Genomic DNA, 19,253 nt, shown 5'->3' with positions numbered 1-19,253 from the left:
AATGCCGCAGCTGCGAAAAGACCCTGTTCTCAAGCAATGGGTGATCATCTCCCCCGAACGCGGGAAACGGCCGCACGATTATCCCGTCCCGACCGGGGCGCCCGACGACCAGGCCGAATGCCCGTTCTGTGAAGGCAACGAGCGGATGACCCCCGGCGAGACGATGTCCTTCCGGAAGGCCGGCACGGCCGCGAACGAGAAGGGATGGTGGGTCCGCGTCATCCCCGACCGCGATCCGATTCTCGTGCCCGCCGGCGACGCCGGCCGGGAGGGCATCGGCATGTTCGACGCGATGAACTCGATTGGCATCCATGAGGTCCTCGTCGAAACCCCGCAGCACACGCAGACCCTGCAATCTATACCAATAGATATGGTCCGCGAGGTCATCTGGGCGTATAAGCAACGCCTGCTCGAGATCAAAAAAAACCCGCGGTTCAAGCACCTGATGATCGTGAAAAACAGCGGCAGGGGCGTCTCGAACTTTTCCCATGCCCACTCGCACATCATCGCCACCCCGATCATCCCCAAGCGGATCGAGGAGGAGCTCGACGGCGCGCGCGAGTATTTCCATTATCACGACAGATGTATATTTTGCGATATTCTTCGTCAGGAGACCGAGCAGTCCTCGCGCATCATCCTCCAAGACGCGCATTTCATGGCGTTCTGCCCCTTCGCGTCGCGGTTCCCCTTCGAAATCGAGATCATTCCCAAGACGCATCAGCCGTTTTTCGAGAACATCGACAACGAGCATGTACACTCGTTCGCCGCGACGCTCCAGGGAGCGCTCAAGAGACTGGAAGCCCTTCTGCCGGGCATTCCGTTCAACTTCGTGCTCCACAGTTCCCCGTGCTCCGAGTCCTATCGCGACTTTTACCACTGGCATCTCGAGATCATCCCCAAGCTGACGAACGTCGCCGGCTTCGAATGGGGGTCCGGCTTCTACATCAACCCCACCCCGCCCGAAGACGCCGCCGCCATGCTCCGGGACGTCTCCATCTGACGCACCCTCGAAAAAAATGTAACTTTTCCGCCGTTCGACGGTAGATACGGATGATTCATTCCGTGAAAGGAGTCCACGCCATGCGAGGGTACAAATGGCCGGCGATCCTTTTCGCCACGTTGTTCCTGACCGGCGTTCTCTGGGCCATGCAGGTTCCGTCCGCCGGCAAGGTGAACTGCAGCGCGCTCAACGTCCGAACCGGTCCGGGAACGAACTACACGATCGTGACCGTGATCTACCAGGGCGACTCAGTGTCGATCGTCGACGTCGTGGGCAACTGGTATCAGATCAATTTCCAGGGTTCCACCAATAGGTACGTGTACAAGAGCTACATCGACGTCACGTCCTATACCGAGGTATCCGACGACGAGGCCGCCAAGCGGCCGACGACCACCCTCGGCACCACGGATCCCAAGCGTCCGGAATCGGCCACACCCGACCTGCGCAGCCTCCCCCGCAACGATTTCTGAGATGGATTCCGCACCCTCGCCATGACCCTTCCGCCCCGGCCAACGACCACCCCGAGGCAGGCATCGAACCGGAGCGGTTCGGTCCTGATTCTTGCGGGAGGCGTCATGTTCGCGCTTCTGCTCATCGGCGGCTATTTCATCCAGTATATGGTGAGACAGAGTCGCGCGGGCCACAAGCAGGCACAGCAGCGCATCACGGGCGTGCTGGCCAATTCCCTCGCGCAACTCGCGGCTCAGAAAATCCAGCACGACATTCTTCTCAGAACGGACCACCCCCTGGTCACCTATCTCCGCAAGCCCGCGGGCTCGATGGGCGAGCTTTCGCGCACCGCCAATCCGCCCATCGCGCTCGACTCGGGCACCCCGGATTTCTCCAACGTCGTCAGCGAGCTGATCAAGCCGCTGGCGGCTCACGGAACCTTCAATTACGAGATCCGGTATGAATGCAGGCAGAGCGATTTCTCGACAATCTCCCCGAAGTTTCCCCGGGAGAAATCCGGCATCATCCACCTGTACGTGACGATCAGGTACAAGAAAACGAACGGCCCGGAATACCCGGAAGACTACCACTATGCACTTCGGGTCAAGGTGACGGCCGCCATCATCCCGGTGCTCTCGAAGTTCAATCTGTATGTCGAGGATGCCCTGGACGGCTCCCCGACCCGCTCGCCATGGCGTTTCAACCTCGCCGCCACGGATGTCACCGGCAATCTCCAGACCGGCTCTCAGGTCACCCCCTGGGTTCTCTGGAACGGCGACGATCAACTCTCCCTCAGCAGCCTCACTTTCGACAGCCTCGTCCAGGGAAAGCGCGGCCTCATCTATCTCGGGGGCGGAAGGGTGTATCTCAACCTTGCGCGCGGCTGGCCCAGCCCGGGAAAATTCGCCGAAGGCTTCCAGCTGTTCAAGAGCGGCAAGGGCGACGGACTGTACACGATCGAGTGGCTCGATGACGGCGGCGAGATCGCCCTCCTCGGCTGGGATCAGGGAACCACGTTCGACACGACGTCGTCGGGCGCCCGCGAATGGTGGGGATTCATCGCCAACTCCAAGCTCGCCTCGCTCGCGCGTTTCAACTCGATTTTCCGCCTGTACGGCACCGACTCGAAGAAGTCCCCGACGCTCGTGCTCGGCGAGGTGTTTCGCTCATATATCACCGCGAAGGCGATCAAGGACGTTCGGAAGCGCTTCTCGCCGGATTTTCTGAACTACATCCCAGGCGATTCGGGGAATCTGACCTACTGGCAGGAGTATCTGACGCCGATGCCAATGCCGGAAAACGACAATATCTCCACCTTCACCACCCTCATCAAACCGGCAGAACGCGCCTCCTTCTTCGACCCGTCATCGGCGGAGTCGCTCAAGCGGTTCAACCAGAAATACGCCAGCAATCTCGCCTACAGCCCCTACAATCTGTCTATCGCCGTCATGGTCACCAACAACAACCTGGCCTTCCCTCTCCAGAGCCTCCAGACAAGCCCGCTCATCACGCTCATGAATTCGAATCCGCTTCCGCCGGCGGACATGATGCATGCGATCCCGGCCCCCTTCAACACTCTCACCGGGGCGACCAGCCTCAAGTCCATGGCGCCCTTCATCACGGCGATGAACGTGCCGGGAAAACGCACCAGTTGGACGCTTCCGGCCAGCAACGCCCCGCAGGACATCTGGAACAACCTCCGCGACCGCGGCCTGCTCAAGGGCAACAAACTCGACCTCAACGGCTGGGTATACGTGCCCGGCGCGGCGGATATGGTGATCAAGGATAATCTCGACGTGATCAGCAACGGCGGGATCGTGCTCGAAAAGGGCAATATCCTCATTTCCAACAAGATCAACGCCACCGTCGGTTCCGAGTTCAAGGTCCTCCAGCTCGTCACGCTCGACGGCGACATCACCCTCGACATCAACGGCCCCGTCCAGGCCGCCCTGACCGCGCCGAAGGGGCGCGTCACCGTGACCGACAACGGCCGGCCGCAGATCAAGGGGGCCGTCGCCATGAAACGGTTCGACATCTCGAGCGCCTCGCAGGGCGCCGAGCTCGAATACGCCCTTCCCCTCGCCGCTCTTCCCGAGCAGACCGCCGACGAGATGTCCGAACAGGACCTGCTCTCGTTCACGCTCAATCCGACGCCCCTGCAACTGAAATGAACAAGAAGAACGCCTTCACCATCACCGAAGTCATGATCGCCGTTCTCGTCGTCGCGGCGTGTCTCTCCCCCATCTTTTTCATTTTCTCCCGGGGAGCGGCAGGCACCCAGCAGACCCGCGACGAGGTGCTCGCTTACACCTACGCGACCGAACTTCTCGATTACGCCCTGTCGAAGTCGTTCGATTCGCCGTTCCTCGCGCCGGGAACACGTGATGCGAACGCTCTCGAGGTGACGCAGGCGGACGGCTCGAGCTTCGTTCTGAAAGCCGACGAGCGCTTCGAGAGGAAACTCTCGGTCGTCATCCCGTCGGTTCCGGCGACGGTGCCGTTCACCTACAAGGTCCTCATCGCGGAGGTCGCCTGGAAAACCGCGCAGGTCAAACGGAACATCTCGATGAGCTGCATGATGTACAGGAACCGCTGAACCATGAAACGCCGAGCATTCACCCTCGTGGAAATCGCCGTCAGCGTGCTGCTCGCGTCGATCGTCGTCTACGCGCTCAGCCGCCTCCTGTCGAAAGGCATGGAAACCTCGACGAAGGGCGCCGCGCACCTCACGAACGTCCAGTCGACAGCGATCCTCCTCTCCCAGATCGAAGACGACGTCCAGCGCGCCGTCGATCTTTCTTCGATGCAACCCGGCTCCGAAGAGCCCTCCGCCAAGATCGGGATTCTCGAAAGCGATGGAAGCGGGCTGTCCCAGAGCTCGATCATCTACGAGCGCCCGCCCTCCAACCGGGGTCTCATCCGGAAGCATATCCCAACGTCGGGAACCTCTGAAGAATACGTCTACTGCCGCGAACTGCTGGTGCTCGACACGAAGTTCACCCGTGTCGACCTGCCCGACAACCGCATGGGATTCCGCGTTCATCTCAAGATCGGCACGCCGCCGAAGGGAACGGAGGTCTTCGAGGTGAACCGGTTCATCTACTGCTCGAACCACGCCAGCAACAGCCTCGTCCCCGGATGGGAACCATGACGGACCGCCCCGGGTCTCATCCGCCCGAGGACGCCGAGATCGTCAGGCAGGTGCTCGCCGGCCGGGTGGAAGCGTTCGGCGAGCTCGTGAAGCGGTATCAGAGCAAGATTTACATGATGGCGCTGTTTCACGTGCGGCGGCCCGCGGCGGCCGAAGACGTCGTCCAGGAAGTCTTCATCGCGACGTACCAGAGCCTCGGAAGATTCGACCAGTCGCGTTCCTTCACGAACTGGATCCTGAAAATAGCCACCAACCACTGTTACAAGGCGCTCCGGAAAAAGGCCCCGGTCCCGCTTCCTGACGCCGAAATCCCGATCTTCTGCGACCCCCTCGACGAACAGCTCCGGCGCGAGCGACAGGAGACGGTGGGGGCGGCGATGGCCCGGCTTCCCGATGATTTCAAGCTCGTCGTCTGGCTGTTCTACTTTTTCGAACGATCGTACCAGCAGATATCCGAGATCCTCGAAATTCCCCAGCATCTCGTGAAGATCCGGCTGTTCCGGGCCCGGCGCATGCTCGGGCAGACGCTTCAGAAGGAAACCCTCGCGGATTCGCCCGCCGCACTCGGAAATGAGGGTGAATAAGTGTTCGATGAATGTAACCGTCGGTCGTTTCAGGGAAAGATAAGAACGACAGGATGAACGATATGAACCATTTCGACGAGGTAAGGTGCTGCGAGTATCTGGACGGCGCGCTGCAGGGCAGCGAGCGGGCCGCCTTCGAGCGCCATCTCGGCGAATGCGGCGCGTGCCGGGCGATGATCGACGAAGCCCGCCGGGGCCAGGCCGATCTGAAGCGGCTGCGCCTCCGCGAAGGCCCCGACCTCACGCCGCGCATCATGGCAGCCGTCCGGGGTCTTCCGGTTCCGGTCCAGGCGGTGCCCGGCACGGCTGAAACGGCCGGCGGCGCCCGCCGTTTCATCGGCTGGCTGTCGGTTCTCGCCACGGCCGCCCTCGCCGGGCTGCTGTTCTTCTCGACTTCCCGCCCCGTCTCCGACGGGCCGGGCGGCACGCGGACCTCGTCGCAGGCCCGGACGGCGCTGGCCGGGAAGCTCGACGCGCCCGTCGGCCTGATCTCCGCAGAAGGCCGCTGGAGCGCTTCGACGAACCTGACGAACGGCCTCTTCACGGAACCGACCTCCTTCACCACAGGAAGCGACGGCCATTTCGCTCTCACGGTCGAAACGAGCGGCCGGATCGACCTTCTCCCCGACTCCAGGCTCACGATCGACAACGAACAACTCCGGCTCGAGGCCGGGGCCGTCAGGTGCAATTTCGCATCCGGTCAGCCTGCCATCCGCCCCCTGAACGCCGGGGCCGTTTCGATCAAGGCCGTCAACGCGGCATTCGGCGTCAGGATCGCATCGAATACCGCCCGCGTCGATCTGTTCGAAGGGAAGCTCACGCTGAGCATCGCCTCGGAGCCGCCGATCATTCTCACCCCGGGAACCCGCGCGGTCTGCGGCGAACGGGTCTCTCTCGAAACGCTCGCCGAACCCGACATCCGGGCATGGGACGCCGTCCCCTCGCCGCGCACGATCGACACCGCCATCCCCGCCGTCGCCTCTGAAACGGCGACGCCGTCGGCGGTCATCGGACAACCGGAGTTCCCGCAGCCCACTTCGGCCGCCGTCGTGGCCTCCCCGACACTCCAACCGGCATCGGCAACGGCATCACCGGCCGGCGTTCCCGACGACCCGCTGTCCACCCTCCTGGACCACCAGCCCGGAGCCAACTAGCCGTTTTTCAAGGCCGTGCTGAAAGACTCCACTCCTGGTTTTTATATATACATATTCATATTATATCTGCGGCATCTGCGCACCTGCGGATGCCGTTTCCTTTCCGGAACATTGATATCGCCGGCGAAAAAACGGCGCGGAGCCTGAAAATCCGGCCCCGCGCCCGTGTTTTTCCCCGGAAAGGTCAGCCTGCAGCCTGTTTCTCCTCGTGCGCCGCTTCCATGTAATACAGCACGGGCACGGCGATGCGCGCCAGGAGCGTGCTTGCGACCTCGCCGGCCATCAGGCTGATGGCAAGCCCCTGGAAGATCGGGTCGAACAGGATGACGGCGGCCCCGACGACGACGGCGGCCGCGGTGAGCAGCATCGGCCGGAACCGGACCGCGCCGGCCTCGATCACCGCTTCCGAGAGTGGAAGGCCCTCGGCGCGCTTGAGCTGGATGAAGTCGACCAGGATGATCGAGTTGCGCACGATGATGCCGGCGCCCGCGATGAAGCCGATCATCGAGGTGGCCGTGAAGAACGCTCCCAGCGCCCAGTGTGCCGGCAGGATGCCGACGAGGGTCAGCGGGATCGGCACCATGATCGTGAGCGGCGTGACGAAGTTCTGGAACCAGGCCGTCACCAGGATGTAAATCAACAGCATGACGACGGCGAAGGCCAGGCCGAGGTCGTGGAACACCTCGTAGGTGATGTGCCACTCGCCGTCCCACTTGAGCGAGTAGGTCGAGGTGTCGGTCGGCACGCGGGTGTGCCACTGGGTGACCTTGCCGCCGTCGGGCGCGGTGAGCTTTTCGACCTCGCCGATGAGGCCGAGGATCGGGTAGACGGGGCTTTCTTCGGCGCCCGCCACGTCGGCGACGACGTAGACGACGGATTTGAGGTTCTTGTGATACCGGCTTTTCTGCTCGATGCCGGAGACGGGCGTCACGAGCTCGCGCAGGGGCACCTGCCGGCCGGTCGCCGGCGAGGTCACCTGGAGCGAGAGGATCGACTCGGTGCCGGTGCGCACGCTTTTCGGCAGACGCACCAGGATCGGGACGTCCTCTTTCTCGCGGGGAAGCCGCATCAGACTGACGGCGGCGCCGTCGACGGCCACGCGCACCATCTTCGCGATCTGTTCGGCCGAGATGCCCAGCATGGCGGACTTCTCGCGGTCGACCTCGAACCGCACCTTGTGCTGGTCGTCCTCGATATACGTATCGATATCGACCACGCCCGGCGCCTTGCGGAACAGCTCCTCGACCTGCCGCGCCAGGACGGCGGCCTTGTCGAGATCCGGGCCGTAGACCTCGGCGACCAGCGTCTGGAGGACTGGCGGGCCGGGCGGCACTTCGGCGACCTTCACGTTCGCGCCGTACCGCTCGGCGATCTTCTGCAGTTCGGGCCGGACGCGCACCGCGATCTGGTGGCTCTGTGCGGAGCGGTGTTCCTTGCCGACGAGGTTCACCTGCAGATCGGCCACGTTCGAGCCGCGCCGCAGGAAGTAGTGGCGGACGAGGCCGTTGAAGTTGTAGGGGCCGGACAAGCCGATATAGCTCTCGATATCGACGACCTCGGGAACGGTGCGCAGATGCGCCGCCAGAGCCTGCGTTGCCTCGGCGGTGCGCTCGAGGGCGGTTCCCTCGGGCATGTCGATGATGACCTGGAACTCGCTCTTGTTGTCGAACGGCAGCATCTTCACCTTCACGAACCGCAGGGGCACCATCGCCACCGCAGCGATCAGCAGCACGACGATGCCGGCGAGGAACCAGTTCCGAACGCGGGGATTGTCGATGAGCGGGTGCATCATCTTCCGATACAGTCTGGTCGTGAAATCATCCGTGTGATGGCCGTGCGACTCGCCCTCCCCGCCAGGCTTCTCGAATGAAAGGAAGCGGAGAGCGGCCCAGGGCGTCACCATGAAGGCCACGATCAGCGAAAACACCATCGCGGCCGAGGCGCCGACCGGGATCGGCCGCATGTACGGCCCCATCAGGCCGCTCACGAACGCCATCGGCAGGATCGCGGCGATGACGGTCGCCGTCGCGAGGATCGTCGGGTTGCCGACCTCGTCGACCGACTCGACCGCCACCTGCGCCGGGTCGCGGCCCGCGTTCGACTTCATCGCGAAGTGGCGCACCATGTTCTCGACGACGACGATCGCGTCGTCGACCAGGATGCCGATCGAGAAGATCAGGGCGAACAGGGTGATGCGGTTCAATGTATAGCCACCGACGTAGAACGCCAGCAGGGTGAGGGCGAGAGTGACCGGGATCGCCGTCGCGACGACGCCCGACTCGCGCATGCCGAGGGAAAGCATGATCAGGAACGCGACCGAGATCGTGGCGAGGGCCATGTGATACAGCAGTTCGTTCGACTTCTCGCTCGACGTCTCGCCGTAGTTGCGGGTGACCTGCACGTGAACGCCTTCGGGAATGACGCGCCCGTGCATGGCTTCGATACGGCGCTCGATCTCGTGCGTGATCGTGATCGCGTTCGTCCCCTGGCGCTTCGCGACCGATACCGTCACGGCCGGGGCGGAAGGGGCCTCGAGATCCGCGGCGGAAACGTTCTTCACCTTTCCGGCGGCTCCGGGGCCGAAGTCGATGAACACGTAGTCGTCGTTTTCGCCGGGGCCGTCCGAGACCGTCGCCACGTCGGCCAGTTGGATCGGCCGGCCGCCGCGCACACCGACGACGAGACGGCGCACCTCTTCCGCCGTCTTGAAGAACGAGCCGGTTTCGATCAGCAGATCGCGGTCGCCGCGGGTCGTGCGGCCCGAACCGAACAGCTGGTTCCCGGCCGAGAGCTGCTGCATCAGCTCGAACAGCGACAGGTTGAAGCCGGCAAGCTTCGACGGGTCGAACTCGACGCGAACCGAGCGCGGCCGGCCGCCGATCACGGTCAGTTCGGACACGTCGTCGATCGACTTGATTTCGTCAGCTGCCTGGGCGGCGACGCGCCGGAGCTGGTAATGATCGTACTGGCGGCTCCAGAAGGTCAGCGCCATGATCGGCACATCGTCGATCGAGCGGTTCTTCACGAACGGGCCGACCGTGCCGGGCGGGGCCTTTTCCTTGTGATGTTCGAGCTTCTCGCCGAGCCGAGTCAGGGCGCGTTCGAGGTCCTGGCCGACCTTGAAGCGGACGATCAGCATCCCCTGTTCGGGGCTCGAGGTGCCGTAGAGATACTCGACCCCGGGAATCTCCCAGACGAGTTTCTCGAGGGGACGGATCAGCCGTTCCTCGACTTCCTGGGGCGTCGCGCCGGGCAGGCCGACGAAGATGTCGACCATCGGAACGACGATCTGCGGCTCCTCCTCGCGTGGAGTCACGACGACGGCAAAAGCACCGAGTATTATTGTAAGCAATATAAATAACGGAGTGAGTTTCGAGTTGATGAATTTGCCGGCAAACCGGCCGGAAATGCCAAGTTCCGTCATGCGTCATCTCCCTCCTGCGGGCGGCGTGGCGAGGAACCGGTCGCCCGGCCTGAGGCCGGAGAGGATCTCGATGCCGCCCGGCATCGTCCGGCCGGTCCTGACGAGCCTGTAGACTGGCTTCCCGTCGCTCTCGGCCCAGACGCCCTCGAGTTGCCCGCGGGTCTCGACCGCTGCGGGCGGAACAAGAAGCACGGTCTCGGTGCCGATGACGAACGCCCCGCGGGCATACATGCCGCTCCTGAGTTCCGGCTGTGCCGCGAGGGCGATCTTCACGATGAAGGTGTGCGAGAGGGCGTCGGCGGACGGCAGGATCTCGGCGACGACGCCGGAGAAGGCGCGGCCCGCGAGGGCGTCGATGGTGACCTCGACCTGCATGCCTTCGCTGATCGACGCGATGAACCGCTCGGGCACCATGGCCTCGAACCGCAGCTGCGACGAATCCTCGATCGTCAGCAGGGGCACGCCGGGGGCGGCGAGCATGCCGGGTTCGATGCGGCGGGCCGTGACGCGGCCGCCGAAGGGCGCCGTAACCTCGGCAAGGCTTTTGATCGTCTCGACCTTGCTGATGCCGGCCTGGGCCTGCGACATGCGGGCGTTCACGGTCGATTTTTTCGCTTCGAGCGAGTCGATCTGCGCCTGGGCACCCCGCACCTGGGCCTGGGCGGAAGTGAACGCCGCCTCGGCCTGGTCGTATTCCTGCTTGCTGACCGACTTTTTCTCGAACAGTTCCCTGATGCGCTGGAAGGACGACTCGGCGAGCTTCAGCCCGGCGTCCGCCTGCTGTTTCTGCGCCTGGGCGGCCTGAAGACCGCGATCGATCTCGGTCTTCATCGCTGCCGCTTCGGAAAGCCCCGCGCGGGCCCCGGCCAGGTCAGAGGCGACGTCGCGGGCGTCGATCTTCACGACGGTTTCGCCGGCCTTCACCGTGTCACCCTCGCGCTTGAGCACTTCGAGGACGTTGCCCATGACCTTGCTGGAAAGCGTCGTCACGACCTTTGGCTGAATGTTCCCGATCGCCTCGTAAACCAGGCTCTGCTCGACGTTCGCGGCCGTCTGCCAAGTTTCCTGCGCCGACAACGGCGCACCGGAAAACAGAAGCGTCATCCCGGCAAGGCCGGCGATACAAAATTTTATAGCCGTATTCATACAATATTCTCCCGTCTTACGGCATCAAGCCGTCTATTGATACACTATGTGATATATGTGTAAAACACCCGTTCGCCCTGAGCCTGTCGAAGCCTGTCCTGAGCCTGTCGAAGGGGGCGAAAGCCTATCGTGCTTCGACAGGCTCAGCACGAACGGGAATGCGATTCATGATCTGCGGATTCACTTCTCAACGGCATTCGCCTGGTCCTGGAGCAGGGCGCACCGCTCGAGCGTGAGATCGCCGAGGGCCATCTTCAGGCGCGCTCGGCTGATCGAGTAGTCATACAGCGCTTTCAGGTGATTCATGCGGTGCGACAGGAGACTGGTCTCGGCCCCGAGCAGGTCGCTCATGATCGCCAGCCCCGCCGTATACCGGTCGCGCAGGATGCGGAGGGACTCGGTGCTGTTTTCCACGGCTTCCCGACTGACCCTGATCCGTTCGAGCGCGTTGTTGATACTCGTCACGGCCTCACGGATCTGGAGATGGATCCCGTCCTTCAGGGCCTGCGCCGCCAGCCTGAGCTGGCGCGCCTGGGCCCTCGCCCCCGCGGCCTTGTGGCTCGCTTCACCGCCGTCGGCGATATTCCAGTCGACGCGCGCGAACACCATGCTGTTGCCGTGGCCGTCGCCGTCGAAGCCGTCGCGGTTGTGGTCTGCCGCCGCGCCGAGCACGACGTGGGGCCGGACCGCGCCGCGGTGCATGCGCTCGCTCTGCGCAACGGCGTCGGCGCGCTTCAGCAGGGCAAGATAATCGGGGCGCTTGCGCAGGGCGATATCCAGAAGCACCGCGGGCTCCTCTCCGCAGGAAGTGCATTCTTCCAGGAGCAACGGCATGGTCAACTCGTAATCGGAAGCGGAGGCGACGCCCATCACCGTGGCGAGGCCTTCGAGGGCGAGCCGATACTGGTTCTGCATCCGAAGGCTGGTTTCCTGGTTTTGGGAATGGTGTACCTTCGCCTGGAGGAAGTCCGACTCGACGGCGCGCTGGGCTTCGACGGCGGCCTGCGCATTCTTCAGGCTCTCGGCCGACATCTCGCAAGCCTTCTCGGCCACCGCAAGGCTCTCGCGGGCGAGCACAACCCCGAGATACGTGTCGATCGTGCGAAAAATCGTCTCCTCAGAGGCGTGCGCCGTGTCCTGCGCGGCCGCATCGAGGCCGAACCGAGCCGCGCGCTCCGCGTGGCGGTCCATGCCGCCGAGATGGAGCGGCAGGACGACCTGCGCACCGATCTTGAGGTTGTTCACCGCATCGGGGTCGTTCAGCCGGTCGGGCTGGAAGTCGGCCATCGCGATGCGGCCCTGGTCAAGACGAGCCCCGAAGGCCATCATCGGGCTGTCAAGCCGGGTATCGGACACGCCGGCCGTCACTTTGACGCCGCGCATCGCCCGGGCCTCGCCGATCTTTTCGCGCGCCACGCTCTCGCCTTCCCGTGCGGCGCCGAGTGCCGGGCTGTGATCCAAGGCTTTTCTCACGGCCTCGCCGATCGACAGGGGCTCGGCGGCAAAACCGGGCATTGAAACGCAGGTCAGACAGAGCATGGCGATACACAGGCGATCGACACGGGACATAACTTCCTCCTGGATTCCTCTAGAGATTCGAAGCTGATCCTATATAACCATGATTTCGCTATCAGCACAAACCGTGCCACGGCAGCCAAAGTCCAACGACATGCTGATCCCAAGCATTTCTCAAAGTCTTGCCGGCGTCACGATCACGACAATGCAGCCTGTCTGTCGACTCCCGCAGACGATAAGCCGTTTCGCGTTTCCATTATTGAGTCCTGCAGAATGAAACCAACCGTTCGCCCTGAGCCTGTCGAAGGGCGAAATGAGGAACCATCGGCAAGTGGCTGTTCGTGCTTCGACAAGCTCAGCACGAACGGAGACATGAAGCTGGTTTTTGATATGCAGAACTCAATAGTGGCGGGTCTGTCGAAGCACGAAAAGCTCTCACCCCTTTGCCGAGCTCGGGTTTGGCTTCACAAGCCCGGCCCAGCTGGCGTGACAGCAAAACCTCGACGCGATCCGCGCGCGGGCAGCATTCAGAACCATGCAATACCTACACGGTATCTATGCACATACTGCGCACTCGCCTGACTCCGGCGCATCGCGCTCGTTCGAAAATCGCATCGCACCGAGGATTTCAACAGCTGGCACGCCTGTTGCTATTTGGGCTTCTGTCGCGGCTCTGCCGAGTCAATGAAGCACCGCGGCGCATCACCGCATACGGAACAGTATTCCACCATGACAAAGGAGACACGTTATGACACTCGAATTATCCCAGGCGAATTTCGATCAGGAAGTAACAGCGGGCAACATCCCCGTCGTCGTCGATTTCTGGGCCCCCTGGTGCGGCCCCTGCCGGGCGTTCGGCCCGACCATCGAAGAAATCGCGAAAGATTTCGAAGGAAAAGTGAAAGTGGCCAAAGTCAATGTGGATGAGAACCAGCAGCTGGCCGTGCGGTTCGGCGTAATGTCGATTCCGACGCTGGCGTTCTTCCGGGATGGAAAACTCGTCAAGACGCAGGTCGGAGTCATGCAGAAACACGCCCTTGCCCACGAGATCCATGGCTGCCTGCTAGCAACGGCCTGAAACCGATCGAACGACGAACGTCCCGATATCTGCAGTTCGTCGTCCCCGAACCCGCCGGGGGGCGGAAGTCTCTTGCGCTTCGACGGGTTCGGCATCATTTATGGCTGAAGCGCTCGACGCCTCTCGACGCCGCTTCTATGACAGGGAAACCCTTTCAGATTATCTACGGAAGGGGTCCCACGTCGGTGTTCACCGTGACGGAGCTCTGATCTCCTATCGTCATCGTCTTGTCAATCGGGTTCATGCAGTCGATCCGCAGCGAGACGAGGTATTTCTTTTTCGTCGTCGTGCCAACCGCGCCCGCGCTCGATACGTGGACCCCGGAAAGCTCGTCGATGGCCCACGTATCAATCCTTACCTGGTCGACGTCGCCGACGAGGATTTTCCTGCTCGCGACAGCAAGGGCAGGGTCAAACGCCGTCGACAGGCCATACGCCCGATCGGGTAGCGCTCTGGTGTCGTAGGCTTCGTCACGTTCCCGGAGGAAAATACGCGAAAGACCGTTGATGGGAAAGTCGGGACCGGGCCCCATGACGACCTCGATCCACGTGACGACGCCGGATGTATATGAATCGATATCCATTTCGGGAACGCACACGGGGAATCGCATCAAGACGGTCTCGGCAGCCGACGAACGCACCACGCCAGTTTTCGTCATAAGATCCATGGCGTTCGAGCTTTTGACGACCAGGTTCCGCAAGCGGCCCGAATGGTCATAGGTTCTCTTTTCCTTGTAAGAAACCACGATCTGCCGCCCCCCGGACCTGGCGATCGTCGTCGGATAACTCGTCTTTTTCAGACGCATCGAGATCGCTCGGGTTCCGTTGCGCAGTTCGGTGATCGCCTTCTGGAGCCAGAAACCCTTGCGCGACTCCCGCCGGGCCTGGTCCATGATCCGGTATGCGACCCCGAACACGAGGGAAACGAGGGCGACGGCGATCATGACCTCCATCAGCGTCATGCCGCGGGCCGGCGAGCATCTTCCCGGATGCAGGTTCATGGCCCGATGCCTCCGGTAAATCGGGATATGATGATCTGCTCCTTCACGGAGTCGGTATGCGTCAGGCCGCCCGTTCCCTTCACCGTCGCGGTCACCTCCAGTTCATATCCGTCCTGAACCATGCTCATCCCGTCGAGCGAACTGTCGAGGCGAATCGATGTGAGTTGATATTTTCCCTCGACGGGACACGACGAATCGTCGACGGAGGAGGCATAGAGCGACCAGTTTTCCCCGGCAGGCTTCGTCAGGCGGAGTTGCGGGTGGAGATCGCTTTCCACATCGGGATACGGAACCGTCGCCCCGGCCGCGAAGGCTTCGTAGGTCTCCTTCGGCAGGAATCGCAGCTTCAGCATGACGTGCTGAAGGGCGGACTGAGCGAGGTAATACGCCTGGAGCTGGCCGAGAGTCTTCTTGTTCTGCAGCGAAAGATTGGTGTTCGAGCCGACCAGCATATACATAAATAGCATTATAGAAACAGCAAAAAAGAGCACCACCGCCACCGCCATTCCCCGTCTGCTTTTCACGTTGCGCCGGCGTTCCATCGTCATTCGTCCAGGTGCGATTTAATCGCAACAAGATGGAGGGCTTTCGCCTGGGGATCCTGGAGAGGGTCGGTGCCTTTGTGGAGAGACCACCGGATCTCCAGCATGAGCTTCTTCATCACGGAATACTTGCCGTCGGCATCCTTGGGGGTCAGCTTGTTCGGCATGAAGGTGCTGATTCCTTTGCCGGGGATGTCGATCGCAAACTCCACTTCGTCAAGATCGACGCATTTGAGGCGAATGCGGTACAGGAATCCCTTTTTGTCCATGAGTAGGCCGTCGCCCACATAGCTTCCGACCGTCCCACCCTCGTATCCGGAGCCAAATAGGCGCGGCATCAGCGCATTCAGAATCGTCTGGACGGCCGGTACGGCTTTCGGGTCCTCGAACCTGGCCGGATTGCCCGCCCGGATAGCCCGCCACGGAATCTGGAACATCAGGGTATCCATGATGAACTTCGCCTGCGAGATCGCGACGGCCTCGGCGTAGAACCGCTCGGTCTCGCGAACGGCCGAGTTCATGAACTGATAGACCGGAAGCAGGAGCGCCGCGAGGATCAGGACCGCGATCATGATCTCGATGAACGTGATTCCGTGCCGGTCAGGCTTCCGGAGCCGGGGCGGCAGAGAGAGGACGGCCGGCCCGCTTTCGCGAATCAGGCCGGCATCTCCTCGCATATCGGCATGAAGGGGCAGGCGTCCGTGCGATTCCTTCGCCATGTTCGCGCAGGACCGGCGGCAGGTGAATCCCCCAGCCGCCCCCCGCATGCACCTCCGTTATTGTATTTGTATTGGAATATAGAGCACCTGCCGGTTTCCGGCGAGATCCGCAGCCTCGATGAACAAGAAGGGCTTTTCCGGCAGTTTCACCTCGGCCAGCTTCAGCTCGGCCGGGTTCTCCTGGCCGACGAGAGCCGGCTTTTCCCCGGTCCCCTCGCAGAGGCCGAAGCGCACGGTCTTTTCGTCGACCTGCTGGTTATCCTGGAGCAGGGGCTTGAGCGTGACGACGGCCTCTTTCGCGAGGCGCAGGGTCGCTCGCTCTGCAGGTACGATCATCCGCGCTCCCAGTTCGAGGCCTTCGACGGTCACGCTCTCGTCATCGCCGGCAGTTCCAAACAGCTTGCCGCGGCAGATCACATCGGCATGCTTCGGAAGCGGGTATGCATGCACCGGATTTTCGACCGGATACACCGTTCCCGATTCGCCGCCCGCAGTGATCTCGAGGCCGCACACCGGGGGGGTAATATCGGTCACGATAGTGGACAGGCTGCGACTCGCGTTCACGAATGTTGTTCTGAACCGGTCGGCGGCGATGCGGTATTTCATCGGCCTCGCGATCGTGATCGTGACGGCTCCGGATTTCGTCGGGTCAAGCGGGATCACCTTCACCTGGTTTTCAGGAAGCTCGTCAGTGAGAGAAGCAAGCATGCTGCGATTCTTGGCGACGTCCTCAAAAAACCAGCGTACGGACGCGCGCCCCGTCCATTCTGCATCCGGGAGATCGGTGCCATTCCAGGTGGCGGGCGGCTTTTCCCCGAAAATCTCGGAATTCGCCATCAGCAGGATCGGAATATCCTCGCTGATCGTTGCAGGAACAGGGTTGCCGCCCTCCCCCGCGATGTCGACCGGCACCAGCGGGCTGACGTGCGGCGGCTTCGTCGGGATGGTGACCCCTTCGAGCCAGGGCGTCTTGGACGTATCGATGATGGGGGGCTGGGTCCCAGCCGCCGGCTCCTGGGCCGGAGCGGCGGCCGCGATCGAGAACACAACACCAACAGCCAGTATCAGTGAAACAGGACGCATCTTCGACATGTTCCCCTTTTCGTTCGTCGGTTATTCGTTGCGGCCGCCTTCAACGGCCATCTGCGTATTGACAACATACAGCGGCAGGCGAACGACGGTCTTGTTGCCGTCCTTGTCGGCGCCTTCCATCACGAACTGATATTCGGGCTGATCCTTATATTCATTCCGGGGATAGTTCGGGACGCGGAACATGTACGAACTATCGTCTTTGTCGACTTCGGTCCCGTCCGTCGTTTCGATCCGGCAGACGGCTCCGGCCGCGGTCGTGCACTTGTCGCCGTTGTCCGTCGCGAGGGCAACGACGATGAATGGCACGTTCCGGCGGACGAAAATACCCTTGAGCGAGCTCGTGGCGCCGACTTCGGTCAGGCGCGTCTGCGTTTCCGCATCGAGCACCTTCATGGCGACGGTGGCGGCAACCTTCGTCTCGTCTTTCCCGACTTCGTTGAACAGGGGCCCCTTCACGGCCACGGCGGCCGTCTTTTCGGCGGGCTTTCTGTTGACGGGAAACTCGGAAATCGCAAGCATGCTGGCGCCCTTCAGCGCGTCGGAAACGGGCGCCGCTGGGTCGAACTGCCCCTTGGCAGCGAGCAGCTGCTCGCTCAGCTTCTGCTGAAGTTCGGTCTCGTCAAGCGCCGCCTGGGTGTTTCCGGCGGCTTCCTGGAAGACGGCCCACACGTTCGGGCTGGTCACGTCATGGCAGACCACGCCGGTCGTCTGGGTAGACGTCACGCGCTGGCTGCCCGCTGCAGCGCTGCCCGCCGTTCCTGCGGATGTACCAGAGCCGGCGCTCGACGCCGACTGTCCCTCGCTTCCGGACGTGTTCGAGGCACCGCCGCCGCTGCCGCTGACCTGGCGGGCGCCGCTGTTGCCGACCCGATACTCTCCGGGCTCGGGAAACTCGCTTTCGCTCGTCGCCTTGTTGTTGTTGTCGTTGGAAATGGTCTGAACCGAGCCATCGGCACCGACCCGGTCCGTCGTCCAGTTGATGGTCGGCGGCCCCTCGAACGTCGCGCCTGCCGGCGCACCCATTCCCTGCGGAGTGTCCTCATACAGGAGAGTGTGCTCCTGCCGCTTGTAGGGCTGATCTTCGAGAACATGCACTTCGGTGCTGTCGGGATCACCGCCACGGAAGTTCGCGGGCAATGCGTTGTCGAACTGGAGATTCATCTCGGGACTCTGGATCGCCGGGGTCGTCGCTCCTGCCGCAGGTTGCATCCCGGTAGCCGCTTCGGCCGCACGGCACGTGTCGGCCTGCACAAGAAGACCACACACGAGGACACCAAGCATCAACATGTTTCTCACGGCATTCTCCTCCACCATAGAAATGAATTCTTATATCGGCATTCAATCGATAGGCGAGGCACTCGTTCCGAAGATCGCTCGCTACCTTCATTTAAGATCATACGCTCATAACTGTCAAGTTTTCATTCATTGAATACCATGTGCCTATCCAGAACGCCGGATACTGCCTTCCGGTTCATTCCCATTTTTGCAGCCCACTTCAGAATACCTTGTAAACTTCGATTTCGTTACACCTCTTTTCATGTGCTTCTGCTGGAAATGTGTTATCCGGTTAATGTCGGCCAGTTCATCCGGTTGATGTCGGCCACTTTGTCCGGTGGAAGTCGGCCACTCCATCCGGCACGAAGTTGGCCAGGTATCCGGTGTAGGCCGGATACACTGGCCGACTTCCCGGATTGGGTGGCCGACATGCCGGATAACCAGTTGTGATGCGGATATTACGAGATGTTTCGAATGTTCTTTCCGGAGAAGGGAAAACCAGCTCTTGGTTTTCCCTTCCCGGCCCCATCCCTTTCCTTCTCAAAAAATCCTCTCCTGGCTGGTTTTCGTGCCCCGCACCCCATCGAACTGGTTCAGTTGCTATCATTCTCGTCCCCACGAAAGGAGACGAAGAACATATGGCAGCAGAAAGGCTTTCGATGAGGAAGATTAAAGATATCTTGCGATTTACAATTCTCCACGGGCTTTCACAGCGTCAGGTTGCCGCTTCGTGCAAAGTCGTTCACAGCTCCGTCGGCGAATGCCTCAGGCGCTTCAGGGCAAGCGGCCTGACGATCGATGCCGCTCTGGCACTGGATGAAACACTCCTCGAACAGCAGTTGTATCCTCCGGTTCCAGGAGCGCGCCCCCCCATCCCCACGCCGGATTGGCCCACCCTCTATCTCGAATACCGAAATGACAAGGACCTGACCCTCCAGGGGCTCTGGGAAGAGTATCGAGAGCAAACACCTCATGGCCTCGGTCGCACACAGTTCTGCGAGGGTTTCCGGAGGTATACGAACACCTTGAAAGCCTTCATGCGACAGGATCACCGCGCAGGTGAAAAGGTGGGTTCATCCGAATCTTGCGTACTTTTCACGACAACTTGAAAAAGTGGACACGG

The 19,253-nt window shown here is 61.9% G+C and carries 17 protein-coding genes; 9 read left to right on the top strand and 8 right to left on the bottom strand.

The features are described 5' to 3' along the window. The first annotated feature begins 1 nt into the window (after window position 1). The 7 genes from galT to PLU72_02495 all read left to right on the top strand — a co-directional run bounded on the left by galT (window position 2) and on the right by PLU72_02495 (window position 6,339). The gene (gene galT, locus PLU72_02525; GenBank protein HOT27035.1) at window positions 2-1,000 is read left to right on the top strand and encodes a galactose-1-phosphate uridylyltransferase; all 999 of its coding nucleotides are present in this window, start codon (window positions 2-4) and stop codon (window positions 998-1,000) included. Window positions 1,001-1,080: 80 nt separating this feature from the next. Continuing rightward, on the top strand, window positions 1,081-1,470 hold the full coding sequence (locus tag PLU72_02520) for an SH3 domain-containing protein (GenBank protein ID HOT27034.1): 390 nt from the start codon (window positions 1,081-1,083) through the stop codon (window positions 1,468-1,470). A gap of 105 nt (window positions 1,471-1,575) precedes the next feature. Further along, the gene (locus PLU72_02515; protein HOT27033.1) at window positions 1,576-3,621 is read left to right on the top strand and encodes a hypothetical protein; all 2,046 of its coding nucleotides are present in this window, start codon (window positions 1,576-1,578) and stop codon (window positions 3,619-3,621) included. Further along, on the top strand, window positions 3,618-4,046 hold the full coding sequence (locus PLU72_02510) for a type II secretion system protein (GenBank protein ID HOT27032.1): 429 nt from the start codon (window positions 3,618-3,620) through the stop codon (window positions 4,044-4,046). Before PLU72_02515 ends, PLU72_02510 begins: the two co-directional genes overlap by 4 nt. A 3-nt stretch (window positions 4,047-4,049) precedes the next feature. After that, complete coding sequence (locus PLU72_02505; protein ID HOT27031.1) at window positions 4,050-4,601, top strand: hypothetical protein; 552 nt, start codon at window positions 4,050-4,052, stop codon at window positions 4,599-4,601. Next, complete coding sequence (locus PLU72_02500) at window positions 4,598-5,185, top strand: sigma-70 family RNA polymerase sigma factor (protein HOT27030.1); 588 nt, start codon at window positions 4,598-4,600, stop codon at window positions 5,183-5,185. The genes PLU72_02505 and PLU72_02500 overlap by 4 nt, the downstream gene beginning before the upstream one ends. 62 nt (window positions 5,186-5,247) lie before the next feature. Then, a complete protein-coding gene (locus PLU72_02495) occupies window positions 5,248-6,339 on the top strand; it encodes a zf-HC2 domain-containing protein (protein HOT27029.1) in 1,092 nt (363 codons plus the stop codon). A 184-nt stretch (window positions 6,340-6,523) separates the two neighbouring features. On the opposite strand, the gene PLU72_02490 is transcribed toward PLU72_02495, so the two are convergent. The 3 genes from PLU72_02490 to PLU72_02480 form a co-directional block, all read right to left on the bottom strand. Continuing rightward, on the bottom strand, window positions 6,524-9,763 hold the full coding sequence (locus tag PLU72_02490; protein HOT27028.1) for an efflux RND transporter permease subunit: 3,240 nt from the start codon (window positions 9,761-9,763) through the stop codon (window positions 6,524-6,526). A gap of 3 nt (window positions 9,764-9,766) precedes the next feature. Beyond that, window positions 9,767-10,909, bottom strand: coding sequence for an efflux RND transporter periplasmic adaptor subunit (locus tag PLU72_02485; protein ID HOT27027.1), 1,143 nt, complete (start codon window positions 10,907-10,909; stop codon window positions 9,767-9,769). Window positions 10,910-11,089: 180 nt separating this feature from the next. Then, window positions 11,090-12,478: a TolC family protein gene (locus PLU72_02480; protein ID HOT27026.1), complete on the bottom strand. Its 1,389-nt coding sequence runs from the start codon at window positions 12,476-12,478 to the stop codon at window positions 11,090-11,092. 694 nt (window positions 12,479-13,172) lie between these two features. Between PLU72_02480 and trxA the strand changes: the two genes are divergently transcribed. Then, entirely contained in the window at window positions 13,173-13,502 is a 330-nt protein-coding gene (trxA, locus tag PLU72_02475; protein ID HOT27025.1) for a thioredoxin, read from the top strand. A gap of 163 nt (window positions 13,503-13,665) precedes the next feature. Here the strand turns inward: trxA and PLU72_02470 are convergent, their stop codons facing one another. The 5 genes from PLU72_02470 to PLU72_02450 are packed head-to-tail and all read right to left on the bottom strand — an operon-like array spanning window position 13,666 to window position 18,151. Further along, a complete protein-coding gene (locus tag PLU72_02470; GenBank protein ID HOT27024.1) occupies window positions 13,666-14,502 on the bottom strand; it encodes a prepilin-type N-terminal cleavage/methylation domain-containing protein in 837 nt (278 codons plus the stop codon). Further along, window positions 14,499-15,044 (bottom strand): hypothetical protein, encoded by a 546-nt coding sequence (locus PLU72_02465; GenBank protein ID HOT27023.1) that lies wholly within the window; start codon window positions 15,042-15,044, stop codon window positions 14,499-14,501. The genes PLU72_02470 and PLU72_02465 overlap by 4 nt, the downstream gene beginning before the upstream one ends. Window positions 15,045-15,046: 2 nt before the next feature. Beyond that, window positions 15,047-15,811, bottom strand: coding sequence for a prepilin-type N-terminal cleavage/methylation domain-containing protein (locus tag PLU72_02460; GenBank protein ID HOT27022.1), 765 nt, complete (start codon window positions 15,809-15,811; stop codon window positions 15,047-15,049). Between the two features lie 9 nt (window positions 15,812-15,820). After that, entirely contained in the window at window positions 15,821-16,846 is a 1,026-nt protein-coding gene (locus tag PLU72_02455; GenBank protein ID HOT27021.1) for a hypothetical protein, read from the bottom strand. Window positions 16,847-16,876: 30 nt separating this feature from the next. Beyond that, window positions 16,877-18,151, bottom strand: a complete 1,275-nt coding sequence (locus tag PLU72_02450) for a hypothetical protein (protein ID HOT27020.1) — start codon at window positions 18,149-18,151, stop codon at window positions 16,877-16,879. A gap of 617 nt (window positions 18,152-18,768) precedes the next feature. On the opposite strand from PLU72_02450, the gene PLU72_02445 reads away from it, so the two are divergent. Then, complete coding sequence (locus tag PLU72_02445; protein ID HOT27019.1) at window positions 18,769-19,239, top strand: hypothetical protein; 471 nt, start codon at window positions 18,769-18,771, stop codon at window positions 19,237-19,239. Window positions 19,240-19,253: the final 14 nt, after the last annotated feature.

Source organism: Candidatus Ozemobacteraceae bacterium, assembly GCA_035373905.1.
Taxonomy (GTDB): Bacteria; Muiribacteriota; Ozemobacteria; order Ozemobacterales; family Ozemobacteraceae; genus MWAR01.
Note: the sequence above shows the minus strand (reverse complement) of the source record. Positions and strands in the feature narration are given on the sequence as shown.

Coding starts and splice junctions, on each gene's coding strand:
- galT (HOT27035.1), top strand. CDS start 2: ATGCCGCAGCTGCGAAAAGACCCTGTTCTCAAGCAATGGGTGATCATC.
- PLU72_02520 (HOT27034.1), top strand. CDS start 1,081: ATGCGAGGGTACAAATGGCCGGCGATCCTTTTCGCCACGTTGTTCCTG.
- PLU72_02515 (HOT27033.1), top strand. CDS start 1,576: ATGTTCGCGCTTCTGCTCATCGGCGGCTATTTCATCCAGTATATGGTG.
- PLU72_02510 (HOT27032.1), top strand. CDS start 3,618: ATGAACAAGAAGAACGCCTTCACCATCACCGAAGTCATGATCGCCGTT.
- PLU72_02505 (HOT27031.1), top strand. CDS start 4,050: ATGAAACGCCGAGCATTCACCCTCGTGGAAATCGCCGTCAGCGTGCTG.
- PLU72_02500 (HOT27030.1), top strand. CDS start 4,598: ATGACGGACCGCCCCGGGTCTCATCCGCCCGAGGACGCCGAGATCGTC.
- PLU72_02495 (HOT27029.1), top strand. CDS start 5,248: ATGAACCATTTCGACGAGGTAAGGTGCTGCGAGTATCTGGACGGCGCG.
- PLU72_02490 (HOT27028.1), bottom strand. CDS start 9,763: ATGACGGAACTTGGCATTTCCGGCCGGTTTGCCGGCAAATTCATCAAC.
- PLU72_02485 (HOT27027.1), bottom strand. CDS start 10,909: ATGAATACGGCTATAAAATTTTGTATCGCCGGCCTTGCCGGGATGACG.
- PLU72_02480 (HOT27026.1), bottom strand. CDS start 12,478: ATGTCCCGTGTCGATCGCCTGTGTATCGCCATGCTCTGTCTGACCTGC.
- trxA (HOT27025.1), top strand. CDS start 13,173: ATGACACTCGAATTATCCCAGGCGAATTTCGATCAGGAAGTAACAGCG.
- PLU72_02470 (HOT27024.1), bottom strand. CDS start 14,502: ATGAACCTGCATCCGGGAAGATGCTCGCCGGCCCGCGGCATGACGCTG.
- PLU72_02465 (HOT27023.1), bottom strand. CDS start 15,044: ATGGAACGCCGGCGCAACGTGAAAAGCAGACGGGGAATGGCGGTGGCG.
- PLU72_02460 (HOT27022.1), bottom strand. CDS start 15,811: ATGCGGGGGGCGGCTGGGGGATTCACCTGCCGCCGGTCCTGCGCGAAC.
- PLU72_02455 (HOT27021.1), bottom strand. CDS start 16,846: ATGCGTCCTGTTTCACTGATACTGGCTGTTGGTGTTGTGTTCTCGATC.
- PLU72_02445 (HOT27019.1), top strand. CDS start 18,769: ATGGCAGCAGAAAGGCTTTCGATGAGGAAGATTAAAGATATCTTGCGA.